Raw genomic sequence first — 25,636 nt, 5'->3', positions numbered from 1 at the left:
AATACGAGGCGGTCCAAGCTAGAAGTAGTGATACTTCGTACTGGAAAACAAAAATAACAGGTTTAACCACCAGGGTTTGTACATTAATAGACTGTCATTGCGCATTCAGAGCGATTTACCGAAGTCTGACATATCGTCTGCACGGAAGCGGACAGTTATTATACGGGGCCAACTGTTTGGCCCCGTTTTTATTTTTAGGGTACACTCATCCCTTCTTATTCACAGATTCAAGATCCTGAGATGCTAAAAGGAATTCCTTCGTTTCTAAAGCGTCCCGGTAAGACTATACGGCAGTTGCTGAATTCAGACGGCTCGCCCAAATCCAATTCCAAGCCTTATGAATTGCGTATTGTCTCCCGTGACGAACATCCCATCAGCCGTTCCGGTATTTCTGAAAATGCACTGAAAGTGCTTTATCGGTTAAAGAAGGCTAATTACGATGCCTTTCTGGTAGGCGGCTGCGTGCGCGATGCCTTGCTGGACCTGCATCCGAAAGATTTTGATGTAGCCACCAATGCCACGCCGGAGCAGGTAAAATCTCTGTTCCATAATGCACGCATTATTGGCCGTCGCTTCCGTATCGTTCATGTACGTTATGGCCGCGAGATCATTGAGGTCACCACCTTCCGGGCACCACCGGCAGAAGATACCGCCAAGGCGCACTCTTCTCAGTCCGAACACGGCCTACTGGTACGGGATAATGTTTACGGCACCATTGAGGAAGACGCCCTGCGTCGGGACTTCACCATCAATGCGCTGTATTACAATATTCGCGATTTCTCCATCTACGACTACGCTGACGGTATTGAAGATATCAATCATCGCTGCATTCGTATGATCGGTGATCCAGCCACACGTTACCGGGAAGACCCGGTACGTATGCTGCGCGCGATTCGTTTTGCCGCCAAGCTGGACTTTAATATCGCCCCGGAAACGGCTGAGCCGATTCGCCCCATGGCGGAACTGTTACGCCAGATTCCTGCGGCTCGCCTGTTTGAAGAAGTGCTGAAGCTATTCCTGTCCGGTCAATCCGCAGCGACCTTCCAGTTGCTGAAGGAGTATCAACTGTTGCAGGAGCTGTTCCCTTATACCTCGGAACAACTGAGCCTGGCACCGGAAAAAGAGCATTTTATCCTGCAGGCACTGGAAAATACCGATCGCCGCATCGCCGAAGATAAGCCGGTGACACCGGCCTTCCTGTTTGCCGCACTGCTTTGGCCGGTTATTCAAAATGCTTTCCGCGAGCTCATGGAAGAAGGCATACCTCCCGTACCAGCAATGCAACAGGCAGGACAGCAGACCCTGTTTGCTCAATCAGATTTTACTTCGATTCCGAAACGCTTCAGCCAGCCGATGCGTGAGATCTGGGAGTTCCAATTACGTCTGGAGCGCCGTCAGGGCAAGCGCGCTTTCCAAACAGCAGAGCACCCTCGCTTCCGTGCCGCTTATGACTTCCTGGTATTACGCAGTGAATCGGGGGAAGACGTTCAGGCACTGGCGGATTGGTGGACCCGTTTTCAGGACACCGATGGCTCAGGGCGCAAAAACCTGCTGCAAAACACCGGAGATGACGATCAGGCCCCCCGTAAACGTAAGCGTCGCCCCCGTTACCGTAATCGCAAGCGAAGTAGCAGCTCATGAGCCATATAGCTTATATCGGTCTGGGTAGTAACCTGGAAAATCCGGTACAGCAGCTGCTGACCGCCCTCACCGAACTGGATCAACTGGATCAATGCCAGTTGATCGCTCAATCGTCCTTATATAGTAGCAAGCCAGTAGGCCCTCAGGACCAACCGGACTTCGTTAATGCCGTTGCCAAACTGCAGACAGAGCTTACGCCTTTAGTGTTACTGGATCGGTTACAGGCACTGGAGCAAAGCCACCGTCGCATAAGGGAGCGCCACTGGGGCCCACGAACCCTGGACCTCGACCTATTACTGTATGATGATGATTTTATTACTAATCCCCGCCTGACCGTGCCCCATGCCCATATGCATGAACGGGGCTTTGTACTGTTACCTTTGCAGGAAATTTCCCCCGAAATCAGCATTCCCGGTAAAGGATTGGTTACAGAGATTCTGCACTATATTGGTACAGATGACTTGCAGCTACTGACAGTTACAGAGTAAAGTTACCCCAGCTTGTTACCTTATGATGCAGGTAACGTCAAAGTAACACTTTCCGAAACGCCCACGCCAAAAGCAGTGGGCGTTATTGTAATGACGGAAGATAACAATGAAGACAGTGACAATCAGTACCCTGACTAAACTGAAACAGGCCGGTGAGAAATTTAGCTGCCTGACAGCGTACGATGCAACCTTTGCCAGTCAAATCAGCGCCGCTGAGATCGAAGTGATGCTGATCGGTGACTCTCTGGGAATGGTGCTTCAGGGCCATGACAGCACACTTCCAGTCAGTGTTGATGACATCGTATACCACACTCAATGTGTAGCGAGAGGTAACAACGGCTCTCTGATCATGGCGGATATGCCATTTATGAGCAACCCTTCCACTGAACAGATGCTGGTCAATGCCGGGAAACTGATGCAGGCGGGCGCTCATATGATCAAGCTTGAGGGCGAAGCCTGGTTGGCCGAAGGCATTACCGAACTGACCCGGCGTGGGGTTCCTGTGTGTGCTCACCTTGGGCTGACACCACAAATGGTCAATCAGTACGGTGGTTACAAGGTACAAGGTAAAACCGAAGCTGCGGCACAAGCCATCATTGCTGCCAGCCAAGAGCTGGTTGATGCCGGCGCCAGTATTATCCTATTGGAATGTGTACCATCTGAGGTGGGACGCCTGGTAACAGAAGCTGTCACCGTACCTGTGATCGGTATTGGTGCAGGCCCTCATACTGACGGCCAGATTCTGGTGCTGCAGGATATGCTGGGTATCACCATGGGTCGTACCGCACGCTTTGTACGTAACTTTATGGTCGATGCACAGTCAATCCCTGAGGCACTGAAGCACTACCATCAGGCGGTTAAAGACAATTCCTTCCCATCCGAGGAGCACTGTTTCTAATGATTCTGTGTCATACCATCAAAGAGGTGCGGGCAGCGATTAAAGAGCATCGCAAAAGCGGTTGTGAAGTCGCTTTTGTTCCCACCATGGGCAACCTTCATACCGGTCACGTGCAGCTGGTGCATGAAGCTCATGAAGCGGGCGATATCGTAGTATGCAGCATCTTTGTTAATCCGATGCAGTTTGGTCCTAACGAAGATCTGGACGCTTATCCAAGAACCTTGGAAGCGGATAGCGAAAAACTAACCGAAGCGGGTTGTCATATCCTGTTTGTGCCTAACGCCAATGAGATGTACCCCAATGGCATCGAAGCCCAAACCCAGGTCAATGTCCCCGAGCTGGTTGAAGAGCTCTGCGGTGCCAGCCGCCCCGGTCACTTTACGGGTGTCACTACTGTAGTGACTAAGCTATTTAACATCATCCAGCCAGATATTGCCTTGTTTGGCCAGAAAGACTTCCAGCAACTGGCCGTCATTCGCAAGATGGCAGCAGACTTGTGTATGCCGGTTGAAATTATTGGCGTATCAACAGTCCGCGCTGAATCTGATCTGGCATTAAGCTCACGCAATGGCTATCTGACAGAGCAAGAGCTGGCAACGGCACCACAGCTCTATCAGACATTAGTCAAAATTAAACAAGCGATCGAAAAGGGTGGCAAAGATTTTGATACACTTTGCGCCCAGGGTAATGAGGAGCTGAGCCAACTTGGTTTTACACCGGATTATCTCAGCGTTAGGCGTCAGTCTGATCTCAAGCCCGCCGGGCCGGATGATGACGAACTAGTTATCCTTGCGGCAGCTCATTTGGGCAAAGCCCGGCTGATCGACAACATCGCATTTGCGTTGAATCATAACTAAAACTCGGGCATACTGCGCCACTTGTCTGCTTTTAGCAGCAAAATTGCGCACGCTCAAGTATCAGGTAAATAGTGGTCAAAGGTTAATAATCATGCAATCCATCATGCTGAAAGCAAAACTGCACCAGGCTCGTGTCACTCACGCAGTACTGGAGTATGAGGGTTCTTGCGCTATTGACGGCAACCTGCTGGACATGGCCGGCATCCGTGAATACGAGCAGATCCAGATCTATAACATTGAAAATGGCGAACGCTTCACCACCTACGCAATCCGTGGTGAAGAAGGCTCAGGCATCATCTCTGTCAATGGTGCTGCGGCACACCTGGCTAAACCAGAAGATCGTGTCATTATTTGCGCCTATGCCAACTATACAGAAGCAGAGCTGGCAACCTTTAAGCCTGCACTGATCTACATGAAAGAAGGCAATGAGGTTTCTCACGAAAGCAACGCGATTCCTGTACAGGTCGCCTAACTTTTTACGCGAAACACGATTTTTTAAAAGCTGACCTAAGGTCAGCTTTTTTTTTGTCATCTTTTCAGGGTATTTTCTTATTAGCAAAGTTGTAACATAATGGATGCTGCAAGGCACAATAACATTCGCTACACACGACAAGAAAGGAAATACCTATGCAAGACGTTGTAATCGTTGCTGCGGGTCGTACCGCTGTTGGTAGTTTTAATGGAACACTGAGCTCTGTGGCTGCAAGCGACCTGGGCGCTACAGTAATCAAGGGCCTGCTGGAAAAAACCGGAATCGAAGGTAGCCAGGTTGATGAAGTGATCCTGGGTCAGGTTTTGACAGCAGGCTGCGGTCAAAACCCAGCGCGTCAGGCAACCATCAAAGCCGGTCTGCCTGAAACAACTTCTGCCATGACCATCAATAAGGTTTGTGGTTCCGCACTTAAAGCACTACACCTGGCGACTCAAGCGATCCGCTTGGGCGATGCCGATATCATCATCGCCGGTGGTCAGGAAAACATGTCTCTGTCAGCTCACGTACTGCCTAACTCCCGTAATGGTCAGCGCATGGGGAACTGGAACCTACAGGACACCATGATTGTTGACGGTCTGTGGGATGCGTTCAACGATTACCACATGGGTATCACCGCTGAAAACCTGGCTGAAAAATACTCCGTCACTCGTGAAGAGCAGGATGCCTTTGCAGCCCTGTCTCAGCAAAAAGCAGAAGAAGCGATCAAAGGCGGCCGTTTTGCCGATGAAATCATCCCTGTTACCATCCCTCAACGTAAAGGTGATCCAATTGTCTTTGATACCGACGAGAACGCTCGCTTCGGTACAACGGCTGAAAAGCTGGCCGGTATGCGCCCAGCATTCAAGAAAGACGGTACAGTCACCGCAGGTAACGCCTCTACCATTAACGATGGCGCAGCTGCGGTAATCCTGTGTAGCGCAGCAAAAGCTGAAGAGCTGGGCCTGCCTGTACTGGCTAAGATCAAAGCTTACTCTAATGTAGGTGTAAACCCTGAGATCATGGGTATTGGTCCTGCGCCTGCCACTCGCGCCTGTCTGGAAAAAGCAGGTTGGAGCCTGGATGATCTGGATCTGGTTGAAGCCAACGAAGCGTTTGCCTCTCAAGCACTGAGTGTAAACAAAGAGCTGGGTTGGGACACGTCGAAAGTGAACGTTAATGGTGGCGCTATCGCTATCGGTCACCCAATCGGTGCTTCCGGCTGTCGTATCCTGGTATCCCTGGTACACGAAATGATCAAGCAAGATGCGAAGAAGGGTCTGGCGACTCTGTGTATCGGCGGCGGTCTGGGTGTTGCTCTGGCCGTTGAGCGTGATTAATACGCGTTAGCTGTTTGGTATAGATTAAGCCCACGCTTGATCTGATACCAAGAAGCGAAGTACAAAACCGAAGTCAATTGCGGCTTCGGTTTTTTATTGCCCGCCATAAAAGCAGGCAGAAACAAAAACGGGCCGCATAAGCGACCCGTTTTTTTAAAGCATTTTGTGAAGAAAAGCTTACTCGGCTTCTGCCAGAGTAGCCGCTTTCTCTTCTTCAGATACTTCTTTCACACTCAGTTTCACACGGCCGCGGTTGTCCACGTCCAGAACTTTAACTGCAATTACGTCACCTTCTTTCAGGTAATCGCTGACTGCGTTAACACGCTCTTGTGCAATCTGAGAGATGTGTACCAGACCATCCTGACCCGGCAGGAAGTTAACAAAGGCACCAAAGTCAGCCAGACGTACTACAGTACCTTTATAAACCGCACCGATTTCAGCTTCGGCTGTAATGCCTGCTACTTCGTCGATCGCCATTTGTGCCGCAGCTTTGTTCTCTGCGTAGATCTTAACAGTACCGTCGTCGTCGATATCGATAGATGCACCGGTACGCTCACAGATAGAACGAATAGTTGCACCGCCTTTACCAATTACGTCACGAATCTTCTCAGGATCGATCTTCAACTGAGTCATGGCCGGTGCATTTTCAGACAGCGTCTCACGACCTGTACTGATCACCTTATTCATCTCACCCAGAATGTGCAGACGCGCATTCAGAGCTTTATTCAGAGCCACTTCCATGATCTCTTCGTTGATACCTTCGATCTTGATATCCATCTGCAGAGCAGTGATACCTTCGGAAGTACCTGCAACTTTAAAGTCCATATCACCCAGGTGATCTTCGTCACCCAGAATATCGGTCAGAACAGCAAAGCCGTTGTCCTCTTTAACCAGACCCATTGCGATACCGGCAACCGGTGCTTTCAGAGGCACACCCGCATCCATCAGAGCCAGAGACGCACCACAAACAGACGCCATAGAGCTGGAACCGTTGGATTCAGTAATTTCAGAAACCACACGGATAGAGTATGGGAACTCTTCTTCAGTTGGCAGAACTGCTTGCACACCACGACGGGCCAGACGACCGTGACCGATCTCACGACGCTTAGGACCACCCATAAAGCCTGCTTCACCTACAGAGTATGGAGGGAAGTTATAGTGCAGCATGAACGGGTCGCGTACTTCACCGGCCAGAGTTTCAGTCATCTGTGCATCACGAGCCGTACCCAGAGTAGCCGTTACGATAGCCTGAGTCTCACCACGGGTGAACAGGGCAGAACCGTGAGTTTTAGCCAGCATACCCACTTCAACGTTAATACCACGAACAGTATCCTGATCACGGCCGTCGATACGTGGCTCACCGTTTACTACGGATTGACGTACGGTTTGTTTTTCCAGGCTGCTGAAGGCTGACTTAATCGCATCCGCAGATGGACCGGTCTCTTCGTTAGCCAGTTTTTCAACAGCTTCAGCTTTCAGTTCACCCAGAGCCGCATAACGGTCCTGTTTGATAGTAATCTTGTAAGCTTCTTTAATCTTATCAGCGTAAGCCAGAGAAACCAGTTGCTTGGTTTCAGTGTCTTCAGACGGAGCTTGCCAGTCCCAGGCAGGTGTCGCTACTTCAGCGGCAAACTCACGTACAGCCTGAACTACAGCTTGCATCTCTTTATGAGCAAACAGTACCGCACCCAGCATTTCGTCTTCGGTCAGTTCTTCTGCTTCAGACTCAACCATCAGTACCGCACTTTCAGTACCAGCAACCACCATGTCCAGCAGAGACTCTTCCAGCTTCTCTTTGTTTGGGTTCAGCAGGTAACCTTCATCATCAGAGAAACCAACACGCGCCGCACCCACAGGGCCGTTGAAAGGTACACCGGATACAGCCAGAGCTGCAGAGGTGCCGATCATGGCTACGATATCAGGGTTGTTGATCTTGTCCGCAGACATCACTGTACAGATCACCTGTACTTCATTCATAAAGCCGTCTGGGAACAGAGGACGAATTGGACGGTCGATCAGACGAGAGGTCAGGGTCTCGTTTTCAGTAGGACGACCTTCACGCTTAAAGTAACCGCCAGGGATTTTACCTACTGCGTAAGTTTTTTCCTGGTAGTGAACAGACAGTGGAAAAAAGCCCGCATCCGGTGCCGCATCTTTCTTGGCGACAACCGTACACAGCACAGAGGTGCCACCCATAGTAGCCATTACAGCACCAGTGGCCTGACGGGCAATACGGCCCGTTTCAAGCGTTACGGTCTCATTGCCGTATGTAAAAGTCTTAGTAACCGGATTCACGGTAATTTCCTTCCAATATCTATTGCTTTCTATGTGTGCGTTATTTTCACACAAAGAAGCCCGCTATCAAAGTGATAGCGGGCTTCAAAGGGCAATCTATTGTCAATGAGTAAAAATGCTCAAGAACAAAGAGCCATATGTCCTGCGGACAACGTAGCTAATATTAGCGACGCAGACCCAGACGCTTGATCAGAGAGCTGTAACGGCCCAGATCTTTCTTCTTCAGGTAGTCCAGCAGCTTACGACGCTGGTTTACCATGCGAATCAGACCACGACGAGAGTGGTGATCTTGCTTGTTCGCTTTGAAGTGGCTTTGCAGACCATTGATGTTGTGAGTCAGCAGAGCAACCTGAACTTCAGGAGAACCAGTATCGCCTTCAGCTTGCTGGTATTCTTTTACGATTTCTGCTTTCTTTTCTGCAGACAGTGCCATGGTACTTCTCCAATAAAAAAATATGCAATGAAAGAAAAGTTCGGGATAACCGTGCATATTTACAGTTATCCTAGCTGTGGTTGACCGAGTAGAACCCAATCAACCCACAGATTAAGTCAGCGCAATTATCTACCGTTTATAAACGGGATAAAGGCACTGACTAAAAATTCGTTAATTTTTCACAATGAAAAATAGGATGCTACTTAAGCCTAACTGATCTTTTAGCGTGATTTAGTGCTAAAAGAGATCAATCATTCTGCTCAGTGACGACAATACGTCGGGGCTGTAAACGCCCTTCATCTGTCGCTTCTGCCAGACCGATAAACTGGTCTTCAGCGTCGTATAAACGCACCATTCCGGTGAGGTTACCATCATTGGCGACATCCTGGCCGTGCAGGATACGCTGACTTTCCGTCGCTGACAAATTTTTCTGCGGGAAATGGGCCACTAAGACATCAGGACTCATCAGATAACCATCTAACGACAGCTCCTGATCACGCTCGCTCTGCAGTTGATCCATATCGATCATGGCATCCGCAGCAAAACCACCGGTATGGGTACGATGCAGGCTGATCAGGTGAGCACCTGGACCCAACGCCTCTGCCATATCTTCTGCCAGGGTACGCACATAGGTACCCTTAGAGCAGCGCACGGAGAAGGTCAAATCTGGACTCTGCCAACTGATCAATTCGATCTGGAAAATCGTCACCGGGCGCGGTTTGCGCTCAACGGTTTTCCCTTCACGAGCCAATTTATACAGCGGCTGACCATTCTGTTTCAGAGCAGAATACATCGGCGGTACCTGTTCAACATCACCGGTAAACTGATCCATCACCTGACGAATCTGTTCTTCGGTAATCTCAGGAACCGGACGCTCTTCGATCATCTCACCATCGGCATCACCACTGTCGGTGATCTGGCCCAAACGGGCACAGGCGATATAAGCCTTATCGGCATCAAGCAGATAGCTGGAAAACTTGGTGGCTTCACCAAAACAGAGAGGCAGCAGACCGGTCGCCATAGGATCCAGGTTGCCGGTGTGGCCACCCTTACTGGCATTTAACATGGCGCGTACACGTTGCAGCGCCTTGTTACTGGAAATACCGGTCGGCTTATTTAATAGCAAAACGCCGGAAATATTCCGACCTTTACGTCGACGGGCCACAGGGCTCAGCCCTCCTGCTGATTATCAGCAGCGTCTGAACCACTGCGCGCGTTGTCTTCTGCTACAGCCTTATCAATCAGGCTGGAGAGCTTTTGCCCCTGTACCAGAGCAACATCATAACGGAAGCGCAGGTGTGGCAGTACACGCAGCTTGATCGCTTTACCGATCTCACGACGTAGAAAACCTGTCGCACTGTTCAGTACCTTCAGGTCTTCTTTCGCTTCTTCTTCCGTATCTTTGCCCAATATAGTGACATAGACATCCGCATGACCCAGGTCCGGGCTGATCTTGACGTGATTAACCGTCACCATCCCCAGACGTGGATCTTTAACTTGAAACTGAATCAGTTGAGCCAGCTCCTTCTGGAGCTGCTCACCAATTCGGTCCGTACGCTTGAACTCACGGGACATTCAGATTGAATCCTCAGTAAGATTACAGCGTGCGCTCAACTTTAACTTTGTCAAAGACTTCGATCTTATCGCCTTCTTTCACATCGTTATAGTTCTTCACGCCGATACCACATTCGACACCGTTACGTACTTCGTTAACGTCATCTTTAAAGCGACGCAGGGATTCCAGCTCACCTTCATAGATTACAACGTTGTCACGCAGCACACGGATCTTCTTATTGCGGTAAACCGTACCCTCAACCACCATACAGCCAGCAATTGCACCCAGTTTCGGAGAACGGAAGACATCACGCACTTCGGCGATACCCACAATCTCTTCTTTATATTCAGGTGCCAGCATACCGGTCATGGCTTGTTTCACGTGATCAATCAGTTCGTAGATCACGCTGTAATAGCGCAGATCGATCTCTTCACGCTCAACGATACTACGGGCAGAAGCATCCGCACGCACGTTAAAGCCTACCAGTACGGCGCTAGACGCTAGGGCCAGGTTTGCATCAGTTTCCGCGATACCACCCACACCAGAGGAGATGATATTCACCTTCACTTCATCGGTCGACAGATCTTGCAGTGCTGCACTGATCGCTTCCAGGGAACCACGTACGTCGGTTTTCAGCACCACGTTCAGGTTAGCCACTTCACCTTTGCCCATGTTCTCAAACATGTTCTCCAGTTTAGCAGCCTGCTGGCGAGCCAGTTTCACATCACGGAATTTACCCTGACGGAACAGCGCCACTTCACGGGCCTTACGCTCATCCTGAACTACGGTGAACTCATCGCCCGCATCAGGCGTACCATCTAAACCCAGAATTTCAACTGGAATGGAAGGGCCCGCTTCTTCTGTTTGATGACCATTTTCATCAATCAGTGCACGCACACGACCATAGTGAACGCCTGCCAGAACCATATCACCTTTGCGCAGGGTGCCGTTCTGAACCATTACCGTTGAAACAGGGCCACGACCTTTATCAAGGCGCGCTTCGACTACCACACCTTTCGCTGGCGCTTCCGGTACTGCAGTCAGCTCCAGAATTTCAGCCTGTAACAGTACGGCATCCAACAGCTCATCAACACCCGTACCTGCTTTAGCAGATACATGAACGAAAGGAACGTCACCGCCCCATTCTTCAGGGATCACTTCTCTAGCGGCCAGTTCAGTTTTCACACGATCTGGATCAGCCGCTTCTTTATCAATCTTGTTCACTGCAACAACGATAGGTACGCCTGCCGCTTTCGCGTGCTGAACCGCTTCTTCTGTCTGAGGCATCACGCCATCGTCAGCCGCTACAACCAGGATCACCACGTCAGTGGCTTTGGCACCACGGGCACGCATCGCAGTAAAAGCAGCGTGACCTGGGGTATCCAGGAAGGTCACCATACCGTGACCGGTTTCTACATGGTAAGCACCGATGTGCTGGGTAATACCACCGGACTCACCATCAGCAACCTTGGCACGACGGATGTAATCCAGTAGGGAGGTTTTACCGTGATCAACGTGACCCATCACGGTCACAACTGGCGCACGGGTTACTTCCTTACCTTCGTAGCTGATCGCATCCAGGAAGTCATCTTCCAGGGCGTTATCATTGATAAGCTTGAACTTGTGACCCATCTCTTCTACTACGATCTGCGCAGTATCCTGATCGATCACTTGATTAATGGTCGCCATAGCGCCCATATTAAACATAACCTTGATCACTTCAGCGGCTTTAACAGCCATTTTCTCAGCCAGTTCACTGACTGTGATCGCTTCTGGAATCGATACCTCACGCACAATAGGTGCCGTTGGCTTTTCAAAACCATGTTCGCGCTTAGGTTCATTACGACGATCATTACCGCGCGCGCCTTTTTGACCTTTGCGTGCACCACGACTGTCTTTCTTACCACCGCCGCGACGACCATCTTCACTAGCAAAAGAAGGTTTGTTACCGCTGCGCTTGCCTTTACCGGCAGGCTTGCTTGGTGCTGCATCCTGATCACGGAACTTCTTCTCGCGTACAGGTTTTTCTGTCTTCTGCTCTACTGGCGCTGCTTCCGCAGGCTTAGACTGACGCTCACCAGTGGACTTAGCTCGCGCTGCATCCGCTTGCTTACGCTTAGCCGCTTCATCGGCTTTACGCCTAGCATCCGCTTCAGCTTTGGCCTTAGCCTCTGCTTCAGCTTTGGCTTTCGCCTCAGCGTCTGCTTTGGCTTTGGCTTCTGCTTCAAGCTCAGCTTCGTTGCGCTTCACATAAGTACGCTTTTTACGCACTTCGATATTAACCGTCTTCTTACCCGCACCCGTTTTCAGTTTGCTGGTTGTACGACGCTTCAGCGTAATCTTGCCTGGCTCAGCAGTATCACCACCGTGACTCTTCTTCAGAAAAGCCAACAGTGTTTGCTTGTCTTTCTCAGATACAGCTTCGTCCTGACGCTTATGTGGCAGGCCTGCTTCGCTCATCTGCTCCAGCAAACGGTCCACAGGTCGGTTCACACTTTCGGCAAACTCTTTTACAGTTGTTTCTGCCATTCATTTCTCTCCTGTGACTTCTACGCTTACTCGCCGTCTTCAAACCATGGGGCACGAGCCGTCATAATCAGCTGGCCAGCCTTCTCTTCAGACATGCCTTCAATATCCAGCAAGTCTTCAATCGACTGTTCTGCCAGATCTTCCATTGTGCAAATGCCTTTGCTGGCAAGCACATAGGCCAGGTGTTTATCAACACCTTCCATATTCAGCAGATCTTCCGCAGGTTCTGAGTCTTCCAGCTGCTCTTCAGTAGCAATAGCCAGATTCAACAACTCATCTTTCGCACGGCTGCGCAGTTCTTTAACTAAATCTTCATCAAAGCCTTCGACGCTCAACATCTCATCAATAGGCACATATGCAATCTCTTCCAGCGAAGTGAAACCTTCTTCCACCAGTACACGAGCCAACTCTTCATCAACATCCATATGATTGATAAACAGTTGTACGATACTGTCGAACTCTTCACCTTGCTTGGCGTCCGCTTCCTCTTCCGTCATCACGTTCAGCTTCCAGCCGGTCAGTTCACTGGCCAGACGCACGTTCTGTCCATTACGACCGATGGCCTGAGCCAGATTTTCGGAATTTACAGCGACATCCATCTCGTTTTTATCTTCATCAACGATGATAGAAGCCACATCAGCCGGAGCCATAGCATTGATCACTAACTGAGCTGGGTTATCGTCCCACAGCACAATATCAACACGCTCATTACCCAGCTCGGAAGACACTGCTTGTACACGGGAGCCACGCATACCAACACAAGCACCCACAGGGTCAATACGCTTATCGTTGGTCTTAACCGCAATCTTAGCACGCTGGCCAGGGTCACGGGCGGCACCGCGAATTTCGATCAGCTGTTCTGCAATTTCAGGTACTTCTATGCGGAACAACTCGATCAGGAACTCAGGGCAGGCACGGCTCAGAATTAACTGAGAAGCACGGGCATCCGGGCGAACTTCAGCCAGCAGAGCACGAACACGATCATTGATGCGGTATTTTTCACCAGTAATCATCTCGTCACGTGCCAGGTAGCCTTCAGCATTGTTACCCAGATCTACAATAATGCCATCACGGGTCACTTTCTTGACAGAACCGTTAACGACCTCACCCTGCTTCTCTTCGTACTGACGAACAATCTCAGCACGCTCAGCTTCACGTACTTTCTGTACGATCACTTGTTTCGCAGTCTGAGCGGCAATACGACCAAACTCAGCAGATTCAATCTGCTCTTCGATCACATCACCCACATTCAGATCAGGGTTCTGTTTTTGAGCATTGGTCAGGGAGATCTCGTAATCCAGGTCATCCAGCTCAATATCTTCCACTACGTGCCAACGGCGGAAAGTATCGTAATCACCGGTTTTACGGTTGATCACCACCCGAACTTCAGCTTCTTCGTCATCTAAGCGCTTTTTGGAGGCACTTGCCAGAGCAAGTTCGATTGCCTCAAAAATAACTTCTTTGGAAACGCCTTTCTCGTTTGAAACGGCATCTACTACCAGAAGAATTTCTTTACTCATGCCATTGCCTCAACAAAAAGTCCTTAATTATCAAACTGCGGCACTACTCGGGCCTGCTCAATATTTTCAATCGGGAAACAGTATTCATCCTGATCGACCACTAACAACACTTCGTCGTCATTTTCAATGCCGTTCAGTATGCCGGTAAACTTGCGGCGGCCCTCGTAGGCCAGATTCAGACGCAGGCTTACTTTATGTCCTTTATAACGTGCAAACTGTTCAATCGTGAACAGGGGGCGATCCATTCCGGGGGATGATACTTCCAGGGTATATTCACTGCTGATAGGATCTTCGACATCCAGCACACCACTAAACTGGCGACTAACTTCCGCACAGTTATCGACGGTGATGCCGTTAGGACTATCAATAAAGACACGCAGTAATGAATGATTCCCCTGAGGCTTATATTCAAGTCCCCAGAATTCCAGCCCCAGCGCTTCGACCACTGGCTTGGCCAGCTCGATCAGCAAAGTCTCTTTCTTTGCCATCTCTCACCCCAAATATGCTGAAACTTTTTTCGTAGCTAACAAAAAGCCCCTATAAAAGGGGCTTTTTGTTATTTGAAATTGGTAGCGGGGGCCGGATTTGAACCGACGACCTTCGGGTTATGAGCCCGACGAGCTACCAGGCTGCTCCACCCCGCATCAATGAAGGAGCGCATTATATTGACTCTAGTACAGATAGTCAACAAATGCTTAGATACTGCTCAACTTATATATAACACAGCATCTTGTCGCAATAACCAAGCAGAGCATTAAAACACTTTTACTTGCGCTATTGGATCCAGCACTTATCAGAGCAAACAACTATTACTACCGATAAGCAAAAGGCAGATAAACGACTCGCTTATTCTGACCTTGAATTGGTAGCGGGGGCCGGATTTGAACCGACGACCTTCGGGTTATGAGCCCGACGAGCTACCAGGCTGCTCCACCCCGCATCAACATATCCTTAATATAACACACTTATTTCTAAGTGTCTGCAAATTAAGGAAAAACTTGGTGCCGAAAGCGGGACTTGAACCCGCACGTCCATAAGGACACCACCCCCTCAAGATGGCGTGTCTACCAATTCCACCACTTCGGCAACATTAACACTACGCTTATTTTATATCCAAAAGCGCTTATTCGCTTGGCACATCACCGTTAGACGGTGCTGCATCTTCCTCCAGAGTAGGCAGAGTACTCGCTTCTTTAACAGCTTCCTCAGTCACAAGACCTGTGGTTGCCGCAGCGTTACTCGTTTTTGCCTGCTGACTGGCATAAACCGCCAAAGCCAGACTGGTTGCGAAAAACAGGGCGGCAATTATAGCGGTAATACGACCCAAAAAGCTAGTATTACCTGTGCTACCAAAAATGGTTTGTGAAGCACCGCCACCAAAAGAAGCACCCGCCTCTGCACCTTTACCCTGCTGAATCATTACAAGACCGATCAGAGCAACCGACAGAACTACGTGTACCGCTAAGATAATCGTTTCCATCAAACTAACCTGTGTTCAATTAATCCGCCTGACGGCAGATTGAGATAAATTCTTCGGCCACCAGGGATGCACCACCCACCAGAGCCCCATCAATATCCGGTTGAGCAAAGAGCTCACCCGCATTAGAGGCCTTCACACTACCTCCATACAGAATAGAGACAGCCTCAGCCTGCTGCACATCATATCCCGCCAGTTGCTGACGAATAGCCTGATGAACGTCCTGAGCCTGTGCACTGGTTGCCGTTTTTCCTGTACCAATAGCCCAGACAGGCTCATAGGCAACAACCAGCTGAGACCACTGCTCAACGGTTAACTCATCCAGCACCACCTTGATCTGACCCAGCACAACACCCAAGGTATGGCCTGCTTCGCGCTGTTCCAGAGTTTCACCTACACACAGTACAGCAACCAGGCCAGCCTCTACAGCCGCTTTAACCTTAGCAACCACCAGGGCATCAGTTTCACTGTAAATTGCCCTGCGCTCCGAATGACCGATCAGAACATGGCTCATACCCAGCTCTGTTAACATGGACACAGAAACCTCACCGGTGAACGCCCCGGAAGCCTGCTCACTACAGTTTTGAGCACCCACAGCCACCTTATCGCCTGCCAGCGCCTGAGCCTGGGTCAGATAGGGTGCAGGAGGACAAACCAGGATCTGAGCCTGAGTTTCTTCACTAACTTCTACTAAACGGGGCAAGAGGTTATTGACCAGCTCCAAAGAACCGTTCATTTTCCAGTTGCCGGCAACGATTTTCTTACGCATGGCAATTCCACTAATTCAGGGCGCAAAATATTACTGCAAGCCACTGCCGCTGACAAGCGCATGCGGCTAAATACGGGCGACTTCCTGCTCAATTACCTGAGCTAATGACTCCGCCAGCAGACGAATCTCACTTTCACTCTCTCCTTCGGTCATTACCCGGATCAAAGGTTCCGTACCTGACGGACGCAATAACAGGCGGCCACTACCATCCAGCTTAGCTTCAACATCTGCGATGGCTTGCTGAACCGCGTCTGCATTTTGCACCTCAGCTGCCCCCTTATTACCCAGACGCACATTGATCAGCACTTGAGGCAGCTTGGCTAAACCCTCTAACATTTCAGTTAGACTCTTATTATTATGTTTCATCGCTGCCAGCACCTGCAGGGCCGAAACGATACCATCACCCGTGGTCTGTACATGCTTGCATACCAGATGGCCGGAGTTTTCCCCCCCTAACAACCAATCATTCACCTGGAGCTGCTCCATCACATAACGGTCGCCTACTTTGGCACGGATAAAAGGAATATCCATCCTCTTAAAAGCCTGCTCCAGACCGAAGTTAGTCATCAAGGTACCGACTACTCCACCATTCAATGTGCCTTGCTGCTGCATATCTTTAGCAATGATATAGAGCAGATCATCACCGTCCAGGATACGCCCGGCCTGGTCGACCATTACTAGACGATCACCATCGCCATCAAAGCCAATACCCAGATCAGCCTGCTGCCCTAATACCGCCGCCTGTAGTGCAACAGGGTGTGTAGACCCCACCTCTTTATTGATATTCAGACCATCCGGCTTGGCACCAATTGAACTTACATTTGCACCGAGTTCTTCAAATACTGCTGGAGCAATATGATAAGTCGCACCATGGGCACAATCTAACACGATCTTTAAGCCATTGAGATCATAGCCGTTCGGGAAGGTACTTTTACAAAATTCAATATAGCGCCCAGCAGCATCATCAATACGGCGGGCCTTTCCAAGTTTATCAGGGGCAACCGTACTCATCTCCTGATCCAACATCGCTTCAATCTGTAGCTCGGTATCATCCGGCAGCTTGGTACCGCTCGCAGAGAAGAATTTAATGCCATTATCGGCAAACGGGTTATGGGACGCGCTGATCACAATTCCAGCCTGAGCATGGAAGGTGCGGGTCAGATAAGCGATACCTGGAGTAGGCATAGGGCCGAGCAGATAAACATCCATCCCTGCCGCAGACAAACCAGCCTCCAGCACAGATTCAAACATATAGCCAGAAATACGGGTATCTTTACCAATCAAAATACGGTTGTGGCCCTGCTGGTTAAACACCTTACCTGCAGCCCAACCCAGCCTCAGTACAAACTCAGGGGTAATAGGATACTCACCTACGGTGCCACGGATACCATCGGTACCAAAATATTTACGACTCATATGTAATTATTTCGCCTCTAAAACGGCAGCCAGAATCTTTAGCGCATCTACTGTTTCGGCCACATCATGCACACGAACAATACCTGCACCACGCTCAGCACACAGCGTAGCACTGATAATACTAGCCGGTAGACGGTCGACTACTTCCCGTCCTGTTACAGCACCCAACATACTCTTACGCGAGGTGCCCGTCAGAACCGGATAACCCATGGCCAGAATATCCGGCAGGTGTTTAATCAAACTAAAATTGTGCTCCACAGTTTTACCAAAGCCATAACCGGGATCGAGAATAATCTTATCCGCTGATATGCCCGCCTGCTCACAAACCTGCACCCGTTGAGTAAAAAACTGTTTTAACTCGGCAAGCAGATCCTGATAACTGGGTTGCTGCTGCATATCTTTAGGTTGCCCCTGCATATGCATCAAACATACGGGTAAACCTGTGCCGGCCGCGGCTTCAACAGCACCCTCCCGCTGCAGAGCACGCACATCATTAATCAGACCGGCCCCCACTTTGGCCGCTTCAGTGATGACGGCAGGTGTACTGGTATCCACCGAGATCACGGCATCAAAACGCGCGTTAATGGCTTCAACCACAGGCACAACACGCTCCAGCTCCTCCTGTTCTGTCACAGGGTCGGCACCGGGTCGGGTGGACTCACCACCAATATCAATTAAAGTAGCGCCTTCCTGCAACATACGTTCGGCATGGCGCAACGCCTGGTCCAAACCATGATGCTGGCCGCCATCGGAAAAAGAATCAGGAGTGACATTGAGGATCCCCATCACCTGAGGAGTATTCAGGTCCAGGGTGCGGGTGGCAAAAGAAAAAGGGCGTGATTCCTGTGCTGACATCAAGGTAACTCGACTTGAAAATCAAACACTTTAAATCACGCCCCGGTATCAGGCAACCAGATCAGTGCAGGTTATTCTGATCTTTATCATCACCTTTGTTTTCAGTATCAGTTTTTGACTGATGATCCTGAGAAGAGATGTCTGACTTAATCTCAGAAATCACATCGTCCGCAGAGGCTGATTTCGCGGCCTCAGCTTCATGTTTCTCAGTCCAACCCTCTGGAGCCGCTGGCACCTTACCTTCCATAATACTGTCGATCTGTTTAGCATCGATGGTTTCGTACTTCATCAAAGCATCGGCCATCATATCCAGCTTATCGCGATTTTCAGTCAGAATAGTAAAGGCACGCTCGTAACACTCATCGATTACTTTGCGCACTTCTTTGTCCAGCTTACTGTTGGTTTCTGCAGAACCAAATTTACCAGCGCCGCCGCCGCCAGGACCACCCAGGAACTGATGAGACTCATCTTCGTTATACATCAGAGGACCCAGTTCACGGGATAAGCCCCACTTAGCCACCATATTATGGGCTATCTCAGTAGCACGCTTAATATCGTTCGCCGCACCTGTGGTCACACCGTCGAACCCCAAGGTCATCTCTTCGGCAATACGGCCACCGTATAGGCTACAGATCTGACTCAGCAGACCAGTACGGCTTTGGCTGTAACGATCTTCCTCTGGCAGGAACATGGTCACACCCAGCGCACGACCACGAGGAATGATGCTCACCTTATAAACCGGATCATGCTCAGGCACCATACGACCGACAATCGCGTGACCTGCTTCGTGATAGGCTGTATTCAGCTTCTCTTTTTCTGACATCACCATGGACTTACGCTCAGTGCCCATCATGATCTTATCTTTCGCCAGATCAAACTCATCCATGCCAACCAGACGCTTATCTGAACGGGCTGCAAACAGTGCCGCCTCGTTCACCAGGTTCGCCAAGTCCGCACCAGAGAAGCCTGGAGTACCACGGGCAATAATTGCTGGATTGACATTCTCAGCAATCGGCACCTTACGCATATGTACCTTCAGGATCTGCTCACGACCACGAATATCCGGCAAACCTACGGTCACCTGACGGTCAAAGCGACCAGGACGCAGCAGTGCAGGGTCCAGTACATCCGGACGGTTAGTCGCAGCAATCACGATGACACCATCGTTGGGTTCAAAACCATCCATCTCAACCAGCAGCTGGTTCAGAGTTTGCTCTCGCTCATCGTGACCACCTCCCATGCCAGAACCCCGGTGACGACCGACCGCATCAATCTCATCGATAAAGATGATACACGGCGCTTGTTTCTTCGCCTGGTCGAACATGTCACGTACGCGGGATGCACCCACACCAACAAACATCTCAACAAAGTCAGAACCTGAAATCGTGAAGAAAGGCACCTTAGCCTCGCCAGCAATCGCTTTAGCCAGCATGGTTTTACCAGTACCCGGTTGACCTACCATCAAAACACCGCGAGGAATCTTACCGCCCAAGCGCTGGAACTTACCCGGATCACGCAGGAAGTCCACCAGCTCTTTTACCTCTTCCTTAGCCTCGTCAACACCAGCTACATCAGCAAAAGTGGTTTTGATCTGATCCCGCGTCAGCAAACGGGCTTTGGACTTACCAAAGCTCATGGGGCCTTTGCCGCCACCCCCGCCGCCCTGCATCTGGCGCATAAAGAAGATAAAGATCGCCAGAATGATCAAAATCGGGAAACTGGCCACCAGCAGACGGGACCACATGCTCTGCTGCTCAGGCATGCGGCCTTCTACGATCACCTGATGACGAATGAGATCGTCCATCAACTTAGGATCCTGGACCGCAGGGCGTATGGTTTCGAACCGACTGCCATCAATACGCTCACCCTGAATGGTGTAGCCATCGACCACAACCTTACGCACCTGATCCTGCTGAATTTCCTCGACAAATTCCGAGTAATTCATGCGCAGTGGCGAAGAGTCGACACTGAAATTGTTAAATACTGTCAATAACACCGCAGCAATAATCAGCCACAGAATTAAATTTTTTGCCATATCGTTCAAGGGCTCACCCTCTGTTTGACCGCTTTGTATACCTGAAACCAGGCTTTGTAGTAGACCATACTATACTCTGTTCGGTTCAACTATCCGACCAGGGTTTAGCCTTTAAATCCTTTTGCCAGCAGATAAACCTCCCGGGAACGGGCTCGGGAAGCTTCAGGCTTGCGGGTTATTACGCTTTTAAAGCTATCTCGGATCTGTTGCAGATATTGATCAAACCCCTCACCCTGAAAGACTTTAGCCAGAAAAACGCCATCTTTTTTCAGGGTACGCGTTGCCAGATCCAATGCAAGCTCCACCAGATACATAGCTTTTGGCTGATCAATGGCCGCCATACCACTCATATTAGGGGCCATATCAGAAATAACAAGATCAACCGGACGCTCGCCAATGGCTGCCATGATCTGATCGTAAACTGCATCCTCTGTAAAATCCCCCTGAATAAAGGTCACATCGGCAATGGGCTCCATCTCCAGAATATCGGATGCGATAACAACGCCACTATCCCCCACCTTCTCGATAGCAATCTGTGACCAGCCACCTGGGGCCGCCCCCAAATCCACGACCGTCATACCGGGACGAAAGAGACGATCCTTCTCATTCATCTCCAGCAGCTTGTAACTGGCCCTGGAGCGATAACCGTCCTCCTTGGACCGCTGCACATATTGATCATCAAAGTGTTCTTTTAACCAGCCTGCACTGGATTTTGATCTGCCCACAAAAAATTCCTGCTAACTTATTTCAGGGAGTTATTATCAACTGACTTGCTCTTAGCTACAATGTGGGTTTAATTTTCGCCAAATTCAAGGCAACAATCTTCTGGAAGCTCTATGCCATTAACATCTGCTACTAAAAAACAGTATCGCGCCATTGCTCACCATCTGAATCCTGTTGTGATCGTATCTGAAAACGGTCTCAGCGAAGGATTAATCACAGAGGTTGATCGTGCACTGACGGATCATGAACTGATCAAGGTTCGCATCAGTGTGGCCGACCGCGAAAGCAAGGGACTGTTAATTGAAGAGATCTGCCAGCAGACTCAGGCAGAACTGGTACAAACGATCGGTAAGATGGCAGTCCTGTTCCGTAAATCCACTGAACAAAACCACAAACTGTCCAATCTAGTGCGCTACGAGCATTACCTGAATCGCTAATCACGACCAATCAGCTCAAAGAGAAATCAGTTGGATTTGACTGGATCTCATTGAGCGTTCTGGCGGCACTGATACTTCTGTAGAATGTGAGTCATGCCAGTTTTTATCAAAAAGGGGGCATACGCCCCCTTTTTTACGAATAGATCAGATGTGATGCACCTCTGAAATCTCGTATTCCACTTCACCGCCAGGTGTGATAACTACGGCTACATCACCTTCTTCTTTACCCACTAAAGCGCGGGCAATCGGCGAGTTCACAGAGATCTTACCGGCTTTGATATCCGCTTCATCATCACCCACAATCTGATAACGCACTTCGTCGTCAGTATCCAGATTGATCAGATCAATGGTGGTACCAAAAATCACTTTACCGGTTTTGCTGATGGTTGTGACATCGATCACCTGAGCGGTAGACAGCTTGCCTTCCAGCTCCTGAATGCGACCTTCGATGAACCCCTGCTGCTCACGAGCTGCATGGTATTCAGCATTTTCTTTTAAATCACCGTGTTCACGGGCCTCAGCAATCGCTTCGATCACCCGTGGACGCTGAACAGTTTTCAGGTCATCCAGCTCCTCTCTGAGGCGCTTTTCACCTTCCACTGTCATCGGGAAACGGTTCATGCATTTACTCCTGAATGGATTTCCTGCAGGCGACGTACATTGATCTCGTCACCATACTCCAGTGCCATACAAACAGCCTTAGCTGCGGCTAAAGTCGTAGTGTAAGGTACTTTGTGCTGAAGTGCAGTACGACGGATGGTAGAAGAGTCTGCAATCGCCTTGCGACCTTCTGTGGTATTAACCACATAATCCACTTCGTCATTTTTCAGCATATCCACAATATGCGGACGACCTTCACTCACTTTATTAGCGATAGTAACAGGAATGTTCGCCGCTTCCAGTACCGCAGCAGTACCACGGGTCGCTAACAGTTCAAAGCCCAGCTTCTGCAGCGTTTTTGCAACATCAACGACACCGGCTTTATCGGCTTCACGTACACTCAGGATCACACGGCCACCTTTAGCTGGCATCTGCTCACCTGCACCTTGCTGGGCTTTCAGGAAGGCTTCAGCAAAGCTTTCACCGGTACCCATCACCTCACCGGTGGACTTCATTTCAGGGCCTAAGATCGGATCCACACCCTGGAATTTATTGAACGGGAACACCGCTTCTTTCACATTGTACAACGTCGGTACAATCTCTTTCGTGAAGCCCTGCTCCTCCAGAGAGATGCCTGTCATACAACGTGCAGCGATTTTAGCCAGAGAGGTGCCGATACACTTGGACACAAACGGTACGGTACGGGAAGCACGAGGGTTCACCTCGATTACGTAGATCACACCGTCTTGCCAGGCCAGCTGAACGTTCATCAGACCGACAACACCCAGTTCCAGCGCCATGCGCTTAACCATATCGCGCATCTGATCCTGAACATCGGAAGGCAGGCTGTATGGCGGCAGAGAACATGCGGAATCACCAGAGTGAACACCAGCCTGCTCAATGTGCTGCATAATACTGCCGATCACTACTTGCTTACCGTCAGATACCGCATCGATATCCACTTCAATCGCTGCATTCAGGAAGTGATCCAGCAGAACAGGACTGTCGTTAGACACCTGTACCGCAGTATTCATATAACGGTTCAGCTCTTCATCGCTGTAGACGATCTCCATCGCACGACCACCGAGTACATAGGATGGACGTACCACCAGAGGGTAACCGATCTTCTGAGCCAGCAGCAGCGCTTCATCCAGGCTGCGCGCCGTTGCATTAGGCGGCTGTTCCAGCTCCAGACGTTCAATCATCTTCTGGAAACGCTCACGGTCTTCCGCACGGTCGATCGCATCAGGAGTCGTACCAATAATCGGTACACCCGCAGCTTCCAGTTCACGAGCCAGCTTCAGAGGCGTCTGACCACCAAACTGCACGATCACGCCTTTTGGCTTCTCTTTATCGACAATTTCCAATACATCTTCCAGCGTAATCGGCTCGAAGAACAGACGATCAGAGGTATCGTAGTCGGTAGAAACCGTCTCTGGGTTACAGTTCACCATAATGGTTTCGTAACCGTCTTCACGAGCGGCCAGCGCCGCATGTACACAGCAGTAATCGAATTCGATACCCTGACCGATACGGTTAGGGCCGCCACCAATTACCATGATCTTGTCGCGGTCACTTGGGTCAGCCTCACACTCTTCTTCATAAGTGGAGTACATGTAAGCGGTATCAGAAGCGAATTCAGCGGCACAGGTATCAACGCGTTTATAAACCGGACGTACGCCCAGCTTCTGACGCAGCTTACGGAACTCTTTTTCTGATACGTCCAGCAGAGTCGACAGACGCTCATCAGAGAAGCCTTTACGCTTCAGACGGAAGATCACATCTTCATTCAGCTCCGCCATACCCATCTTGGCTACACGTTGCTCATCTTTGATGATGTCTTCGATCTGTACCAGGAACCAGGGATCAACACCGGTAATGGCGTACAGTTCATCAACACTCATACCCAGACGGAAAGCATCACCGATATACCAGATACGCTCAGCACCCGGATTCTGCAGCTCGCCTTTCAGTACTTCCAGATGATCTTCAGCCGTAGTATCCAGCACTGGATCAAAACCACTTGCACCCACTTCCAGACCACGCAGTGCTTTCTGCATCGATTCCTGAATAGTACGGCCAATCGCCATCACCTCACCCACAGACTTCATTTGAGTAGTCAGACGGTCATTGGCTTGTGGGAATTTCTCGAAGGTGAAACGAGGAATTTTAGTCACAACGTAATCGATGGACGGCTCAAACGACGCCGGAGTCTTACCGCCAGTGATATCGTTCTGCAGCTCATCCAGGGTGTAACCCACTGCCAGCTTAGCGGCGATCTTAGCAATCGGGAAACCGGTCGCTTTAGAGGCCAGAGCAGAGGAACGGGATACACGGGGGTTCATCTCAATCACAACCATACGGCCGGTCTTAGGACACTGACCGAACTGTACGTTAGAACCACCGGTTTCAACACCGATCTCACGCAGTACCGCCAGAGAGGCGTCACGCATGATTTGATATTCTTTATCGGTCAGAGTCTGTGCTGGAGCAACGGTGATGGAATCACCAGTGTGCACACCCATAGCATCGAAGTTTTCGATGGCACAAACGATGATGCAGTTGTCGTTTTTATCACGCACAACTTCCATCTCGTACTCTTTCCAGCCGATCAGGGATTCGTCAATCAGCAGCTCGCTGGTAGGCGACAGATCCAGACCACGGGTACAGATCTCTTCGAACTCTTCTTTGTTATACGCGATACCACCACCGGTACCACCCATAGTGAAAGAAGGACGAATAATACATGGGAAACCCAGCTTGGCTTGTACTTCCCAAGCTTCCTCCATGGAATGGGCAATATCGGCGCGTGGACACTCCAGACCGATGTTTTTCATCGCCCGGTCAAAACGCTCACGGTTTTCAGCTTTGTCGATGGTGTCGGCATTGGCACCAATCATCTCAACGCCAAACTCTTCCAGCACACCGTGCTTTTCAAGATCCAGGGCACAGTTAAGCGCTGTCTGGCCGCCCATGGTCGGCAGCACTGCATCCGGGCGCTCTTTCTCAATAATCTTAGCCACTGTCTGCCAGGTGATTGGCTCGATGTAGGTCGCATCAGCCATGGCAGGGTCGGTCATAATGGTCGCAGGGTTAGAGTTCACCAGAATAACCCGGTAACCCTCTTCACGTAGCGCCTTACACGCCTGAGCGCCAGAGTAATCGAACTCACAGGCCTGACCAATAATGATCGGGCCGGCACCCAGAATCAGAATACTTTCTATGTCGGTACGTTTTGGCATGGTAACTCACACACTAAAAATCAGATTGATAACAGGTTCAGCGCCTGGCGCTCACAA

Annotated in this window: 22 protein-coding genes and 3 tRNA genes; 7 read left to right on the top strand and 18 right to left on the bottom strand. The window is 50.1% G+C overall.

The annotated features are described in order from the left end of the window. Nucleotides 1-240: 240 nt before the first annotated feature. From pcnB to H579_RS0103960, 6 genes are all read left to right on the top strand, one after another. Complete coding sequence (gene pcnB / locus H579_RS0103985) at nucleotides 241-1,641, top strand: polynucleotide adenylyltransferase PcnB (RefSeq protein WP_028299611.1); 1,401 nt, start codon at nucleotides 241-243, stop codon at nucleotides 1,639-1,641. Continuing rightward, the gene (gene folK, locus H579_RS0103980) at nucleotides 1,638-2,129 is read left to right on the top strand and encodes a 2-amino-4-hydroxy-6-hydroxymethyldihydropteridine diphosphokinase (protein ID WP_028299610.1); all 492 of its coding nucleotides are present in this window, start codon (nucleotides 1,638-1,640) and stop codon (nucleotides 2,127-2,129) included. The genes pcnB and folK overlap by 4 nt, the downstream gene beginning before the upstream one ends. Nucleotides 2,130-2,235: 106 nt before the next feature. Further along, a complete protein-coding gene (panB, locus tag H579_RS0103975; RefSeq protein WP_028299609.1) occupies nucleotides 2,236-3,027 on the top strand; it encodes a 3-methyl-2-oxobutanoate hydroxymethyltransferase in 792 nt (263 codons plus the stop codon). Next, nucleotides 3,027-3,884 (top strand): pantoate--beta-alanine ligase, encoded by an 858-nt coding sequence (gene panC / locus H579_RS0103970; RefSeq protein WP_028299608.1) that lies wholly within the window; start codon nucleotides 3,027-3,029, stop codon nucleotides 3,882-3,884. Before panB ends, panC begins: the two co-directional genes overlap by 1 nt. A 91-nt stretch (nucleotides 3,885-3,975) precedes the next feature. Beyond that, a complete protein-coding gene (gene panD / locus H579_RS0103965; protein ID WP_028299607.1) occupies nucleotides 3,976-4,356 on the top strand; it encodes an aspartate 1-decarboxylase in 381 nt (126 codons plus the stop codon). Between the two features lie 155 nt (nucleotides 4,357-4,511). Continuing rightward, a complete protein-coding gene (locus H579_RS0103960) occupies nucleotides 4,512-5,693 on the top strand; it encodes an acetyl-CoA C-acetyltransferase (protein WP_028299606.1) in 1,182 nt (393 codons plus the stop codon). Between the two features lie 177 nt (nucleotides 5,694-5,870). Here H579_RS0103960 and pnp read toward each other — a convergent pair whose 3' ends face one another. From pnp to rlmE, 16 genes are all read right to left on the bottom strand, one after another. Further along, complete coding sequence (gene pnp, locus H579_RS0103955; RefSeq protein ID WP_028299605.1) at nucleotides 5,871-7,988, bottom strand: polyribonucleotide nucleotidyltransferase; 2,118 nt, start codon at nucleotides 7,986-7,988, stop codon at nucleotides 5,871-5,873. Between the two features lie 163 nt (nucleotides 7,989-8,151). Then, nucleotides 8,152-8,421 (bottom strand): 30S ribosomal protein S15, encoded by a 270-nt coding sequence (gene rpsO / locus H579_RS0103950; RefSeq protein ID WP_028299604.1) that lies wholly within the window; start codon nucleotides 8,419-8,421, stop codon nucleotides 8,152-8,154. A 247-nt stretch (nucleotides 8,422-8,668) separates the two neighbouring features. Continuing rightward, nucleotides 8,669-9,586, bottom strand: a complete 918-nt coding sequence (truB, locus tag H579_RS0103945; RefSeq protein ID WP_028299603.1) for a tRNA pseudouridine(55) synthase TruB — start codon at nucleotides 9,584-9,586, stop codon at nucleotides 8,669-8,671. A gap of 5 nt (nucleotides 9,587-9,591) precedes the next feature. Continuing rightward, nucleotides 9,592-9,996 (bottom strand): 30S ribosome-binding factor RbfA, encoded by a 405-nt coding sequence (rbfA, locus tag H579_RS0103940; protein WP_028299602.1) that lies wholly within the window; start codon nucleotides 9,994-9,996, stop codon nucleotides 9,592-9,594. Between the two features lie 22 nt (nucleotides 9,997-10,018). Further along, the gene (gene infB / locus H579_RS0103935; protein WP_028299601.1) at nucleotides 10,019-12,505 is read right to left on the bottom strand and encodes a translation initiation factor IF-2; all 2,487 of its coding nucleotides are present in this window, start codon (nucleotides 12,503-12,505) and stop codon (nucleotides 10,019-10,021) included. Between the two features lie 26 nt (nucleotides 12,506-12,531). Continuing rightward, nucleotides 12,532-14,025, bottom strand: a complete 1,494-nt coding sequence (nusA, locus tag H579_RS0103930) for a transcription termination factor NusA (RefSeq protein WP_028299600.1) — start codon at nucleotides 14,023-14,025, stop codon at nucleotides 12,532-12,534. A gap of 23 nt (nucleotides 14,026-14,048) precedes the next feature. Next, on the bottom strand, nucleotides 14,049-14,513 hold the full coding sequence (gene rimP, locus H579_RS0103925; RefSeq protein WP_028299599.1) for a ribosome maturation factor RimP: 465 nt from the start codon (nucleotides 14,511-14,513) through the stop codon (nucleotides 14,049-14,051). 79 nt (nucleotides 14,514-14,592) lie between these two features. Continuing rightward, nucleotides 14,593-14,669 (bottom strand) — tRNA-Met (locus H579_RS0103920). Between the two features lie 219 nt (nucleotides 14,670-14,888). Then, nucleotides 14,889-14,965 (bottom strand) — tRNA-Met (locus H579_RS0103915). Between the two features lie 59 nt (nucleotides 14,966-15,024). Further along, nucleotides 15,025-15,111: transfer RNA gene (locus H579_RS0103910), tRNA-Leu, on the bottom strand. Between the two features lie 37 nt (nucleotides 15,112-15,148). Beyond that, nucleotides 15,149-15,505, bottom strand: a complete 357-nt coding sequence (secG, locus tag H579_RS0103905) for a preprotein translocase subunit SecG (RefSeq protein WP_036565245.1) — start codon at nucleotides 15,503-15,505, stop codon at nucleotides 15,149-15,151. A 19-nt stretch (nucleotides 15,506-15,524) separates the two neighbouring features. Continuing rightward, nucleotides 15,525-16,271, bottom strand: coding sequence for a triose-phosphate isomerase (gene tpiA / locus H579_RS0103900; protein ID WP_028299597.1), 747 nt, complete (start codon nucleotides 16,269-16,271; stop codon nucleotides 15,525-15,527). A 66-nt stretch (nucleotides 16,272-16,337) separates the two neighbouring features. Next, nucleotides 16,338-17,687, bottom strand: coding sequence for a phosphoglucosamine mutase (gene glmM, locus H579_RS0103895; RefSeq protein WP_028299596.1), 1,350 nt, complete (start codon nucleotides 17,685-17,687; stop codon nucleotides 16,338-16,340). Nucleotides 17,688-17,693: 6 nt separating this feature from the next. After that, nucleotides 17,694-18,542, bottom strand: a complete 849-nt coding sequence (gene folP / locus H579_RS0103890; protein ID WP_036565243.1) for a dihydropteroate synthase — start codon at nucleotides 18,540-18,542, stop codon at nucleotides 17,694-17,696. A gap of 61 nt (nucleotides 18,543-18,603) precedes the next feature. Continuing rightward, entirely contained in the window at nucleotides 18,604-20,586 is a 1,983-nt protein-coding gene (ftsH, locus tag H579_RS0103885) for an ATP-dependent zinc metalloprotease FtsH (protein ID WP_028299594.1), read from the bottom strand. 95 nt (nucleotides 20,587-20,681) lie between these two features. Next, the gene (rlmE, locus tag H579_RS0103880; protein WP_028299593.1) at nucleotides 20,682-21,302 is read right to left on the bottom strand and encodes a 23S rRNA (uridine(2552)-2'-O)-methyltransferase RlmE; all 621 of its coding nucleotides are present in this window, start codon (nucleotides 21,300-21,302) and stop codon (nucleotides 20,682-20,684) included. A gap of 111 nt (nucleotides 21,303-21,413) precedes the next feature. On the opposite strand from rlmE, the gene yhbY reads away from it, so the two are divergent. Next, nucleotides 21,414-21,737, top strand: coding sequence for a ribosome assembly RNA-binding protein YhbY (yhbY, locus tag H579_RS0103875; RefSeq protein ID WP_028299592.1), 324 nt, complete (start codon nucleotides 21,414-21,416; stop codon nucleotides 21,735-21,737). Nucleotides 21,738-21,881: 144 nt separating this feature from the next. On the opposite strand, the gene greA is transcribed toward yhbY, so the two are convergent. Then, nucleotides 21,882-22,358 carry a transcription elongation factor GreA gene (greA, locus tag H579_RS0103870; protein ID WP_028299591.1) on the bottom strand — a complete coding sequence of 159 codons (477 nt, stop codon included), beginning with the start codon at nucleotides 22,356-22,358 and terminating at the stop codon, nucleotides 21,882-21,884. After that, nucleotides 22,355-25,579: a carbamoyl-phosphate synthase large subunit gene (gene carB, locus H579_RS0103865; RefSeq protein WP_028299590.1), complete on the bottom strand. Its 3,225-nt coding sequence runs from the start codon at nucleotides 25,577-25,579 to the stop codon at nucleotides 22,355-22,357. The genes greA and carB overlap by 4 nt, the downstream gene beginning before the upstream one ends. Nucleotides 25,580-25,636 lie beyond the last annotated feature (57 nt).

Origin of the sequence: Oceanospirillum beijerinckii DSM 7166 (assembly GCF_000422425.1) — a bacterium.
Lineage (GTDB): Bacteria > Pseudomonadota > Gammaproteobacteria > Pseudomonadales > Halomonadaceae > Oceanospirillum > Oceanospirillum beijerinckii.
Note: the sequence above shows the minus strand (reverse complement) of the source record. Positions and strands in the feature narration are given on the sequence as shown.

Coding starts and splice junctions, on each gene's coding strand:
- yhbY (WP_028299592.1), top strand. CDS start 21,414: ATGCCATTAACATCTGCTACTAAAAAACAGTATCGCGCCATTGCTCAC.
- carB (WP_028299590.1), bottom strand. CDS start 25,579: ATGCCAAAACGTACCGACATAGAAAGTATTCTGATTCTGGGTGCCGGC.
- infB (WP_028299601.1), bottom strand. CDS start 12,505: ATGGCAGAAACAACTGTAAAAGAGTTTGCCGAAAGTGTGAACCGACCT.
- rimP (WP_028299599.1), bottom strand. CDS start 14,513: ATGGCAAAGAAAGAGACTTTGCTGATCGAGCTGGCCAAGCCAGTGGTC.
- pcnB (WP_028299611.1), top strand. CDS start 241: ATGCTAAAAGGAATTCCTTCGTTTCTAAAGCGTCCCGGTAAGACTATA.
- folP (WP_036565243.1), bottom strand. CDS start 18,542: ATGTCAGCACAGGAATCACGCCCTTTTTCTTTTGCCACCCGCACCCTG.
- panC (WP_028299608.1), top strand. CDS start 3,027: ATGATTCTGTGTCATACCATCAAAGAGGTGCGGGCAGCGATTAAAGAG.
- secG (WP_036565245.1), bottom strand. CDS start 15,505: ATGGAAACGATTATCTTAGCGGTACACGTAGTTCTGTCGGTTGCTCTG.
- tpiA (WP_028299597.1), bottom strand. CDS start 16,271: ATGCGTAAGAAAATCGTTGCCGGCAACTGGAAAATGAACGGTTCTTTG.
- rpsO (WP_028299604.1), bottom strand. CDS start 8,421: ATGGCACTGTCTGCAGAAAAGAAAGCAGAAATCGTAAAAGAATACCAG.
- folK (WP_028299610.1), top strand. CDS start 1,638: ATGAGCCATATAGCTTATATCGGTCTGGGTAGTAACCTGGAAAATCCG.
- panD (WP_028299607.1), top strand. CDS start 3,976: ATGCAATCCATCATGCTGAAAGCAAAACTGCACCAGGCTCGTGTCACT.
- nusA (WP_028299600.1), bottom strand. CDS start 14,025: ATGAGTAAAGAAATTCTTCTGGTAGTAGATGCCGTTTCAAACGAGAAA.
- rbfA (WP_028299602.1), bottom strand. CDS start 9,996: ATGTCCCGTGAGTTCAAGCGTACGGACCGAATTGGTGAGCAGCTCCAG.
- H579_RS0103960 (WP_028299606.1), top strand. CDS start 4,512: ATGCAAGACGTTGTAATCGTTGCTGCGGGTCGTACCGCTGTTGGTAGT.
- glmM (WP_028299596.1), bottom strand. CDS start 17,687: ATGAGTCGTAAATATTTTGGTACCGATGGTATCCGTGGCACCGTAGGT.
- greA (WP_028299591.1), bottom strand. CDS start 22,358: ATGAACCGTTTCCCGATGACAGTGGAAGGTGAAAAGCGCCTCAGAGAG.
- panB (WP_028299609.1), top strand. CDS start 2,236: ATGAAGACAGTGACAATCAGTACCCTGACTAAACTGAAACAGGCCGGT.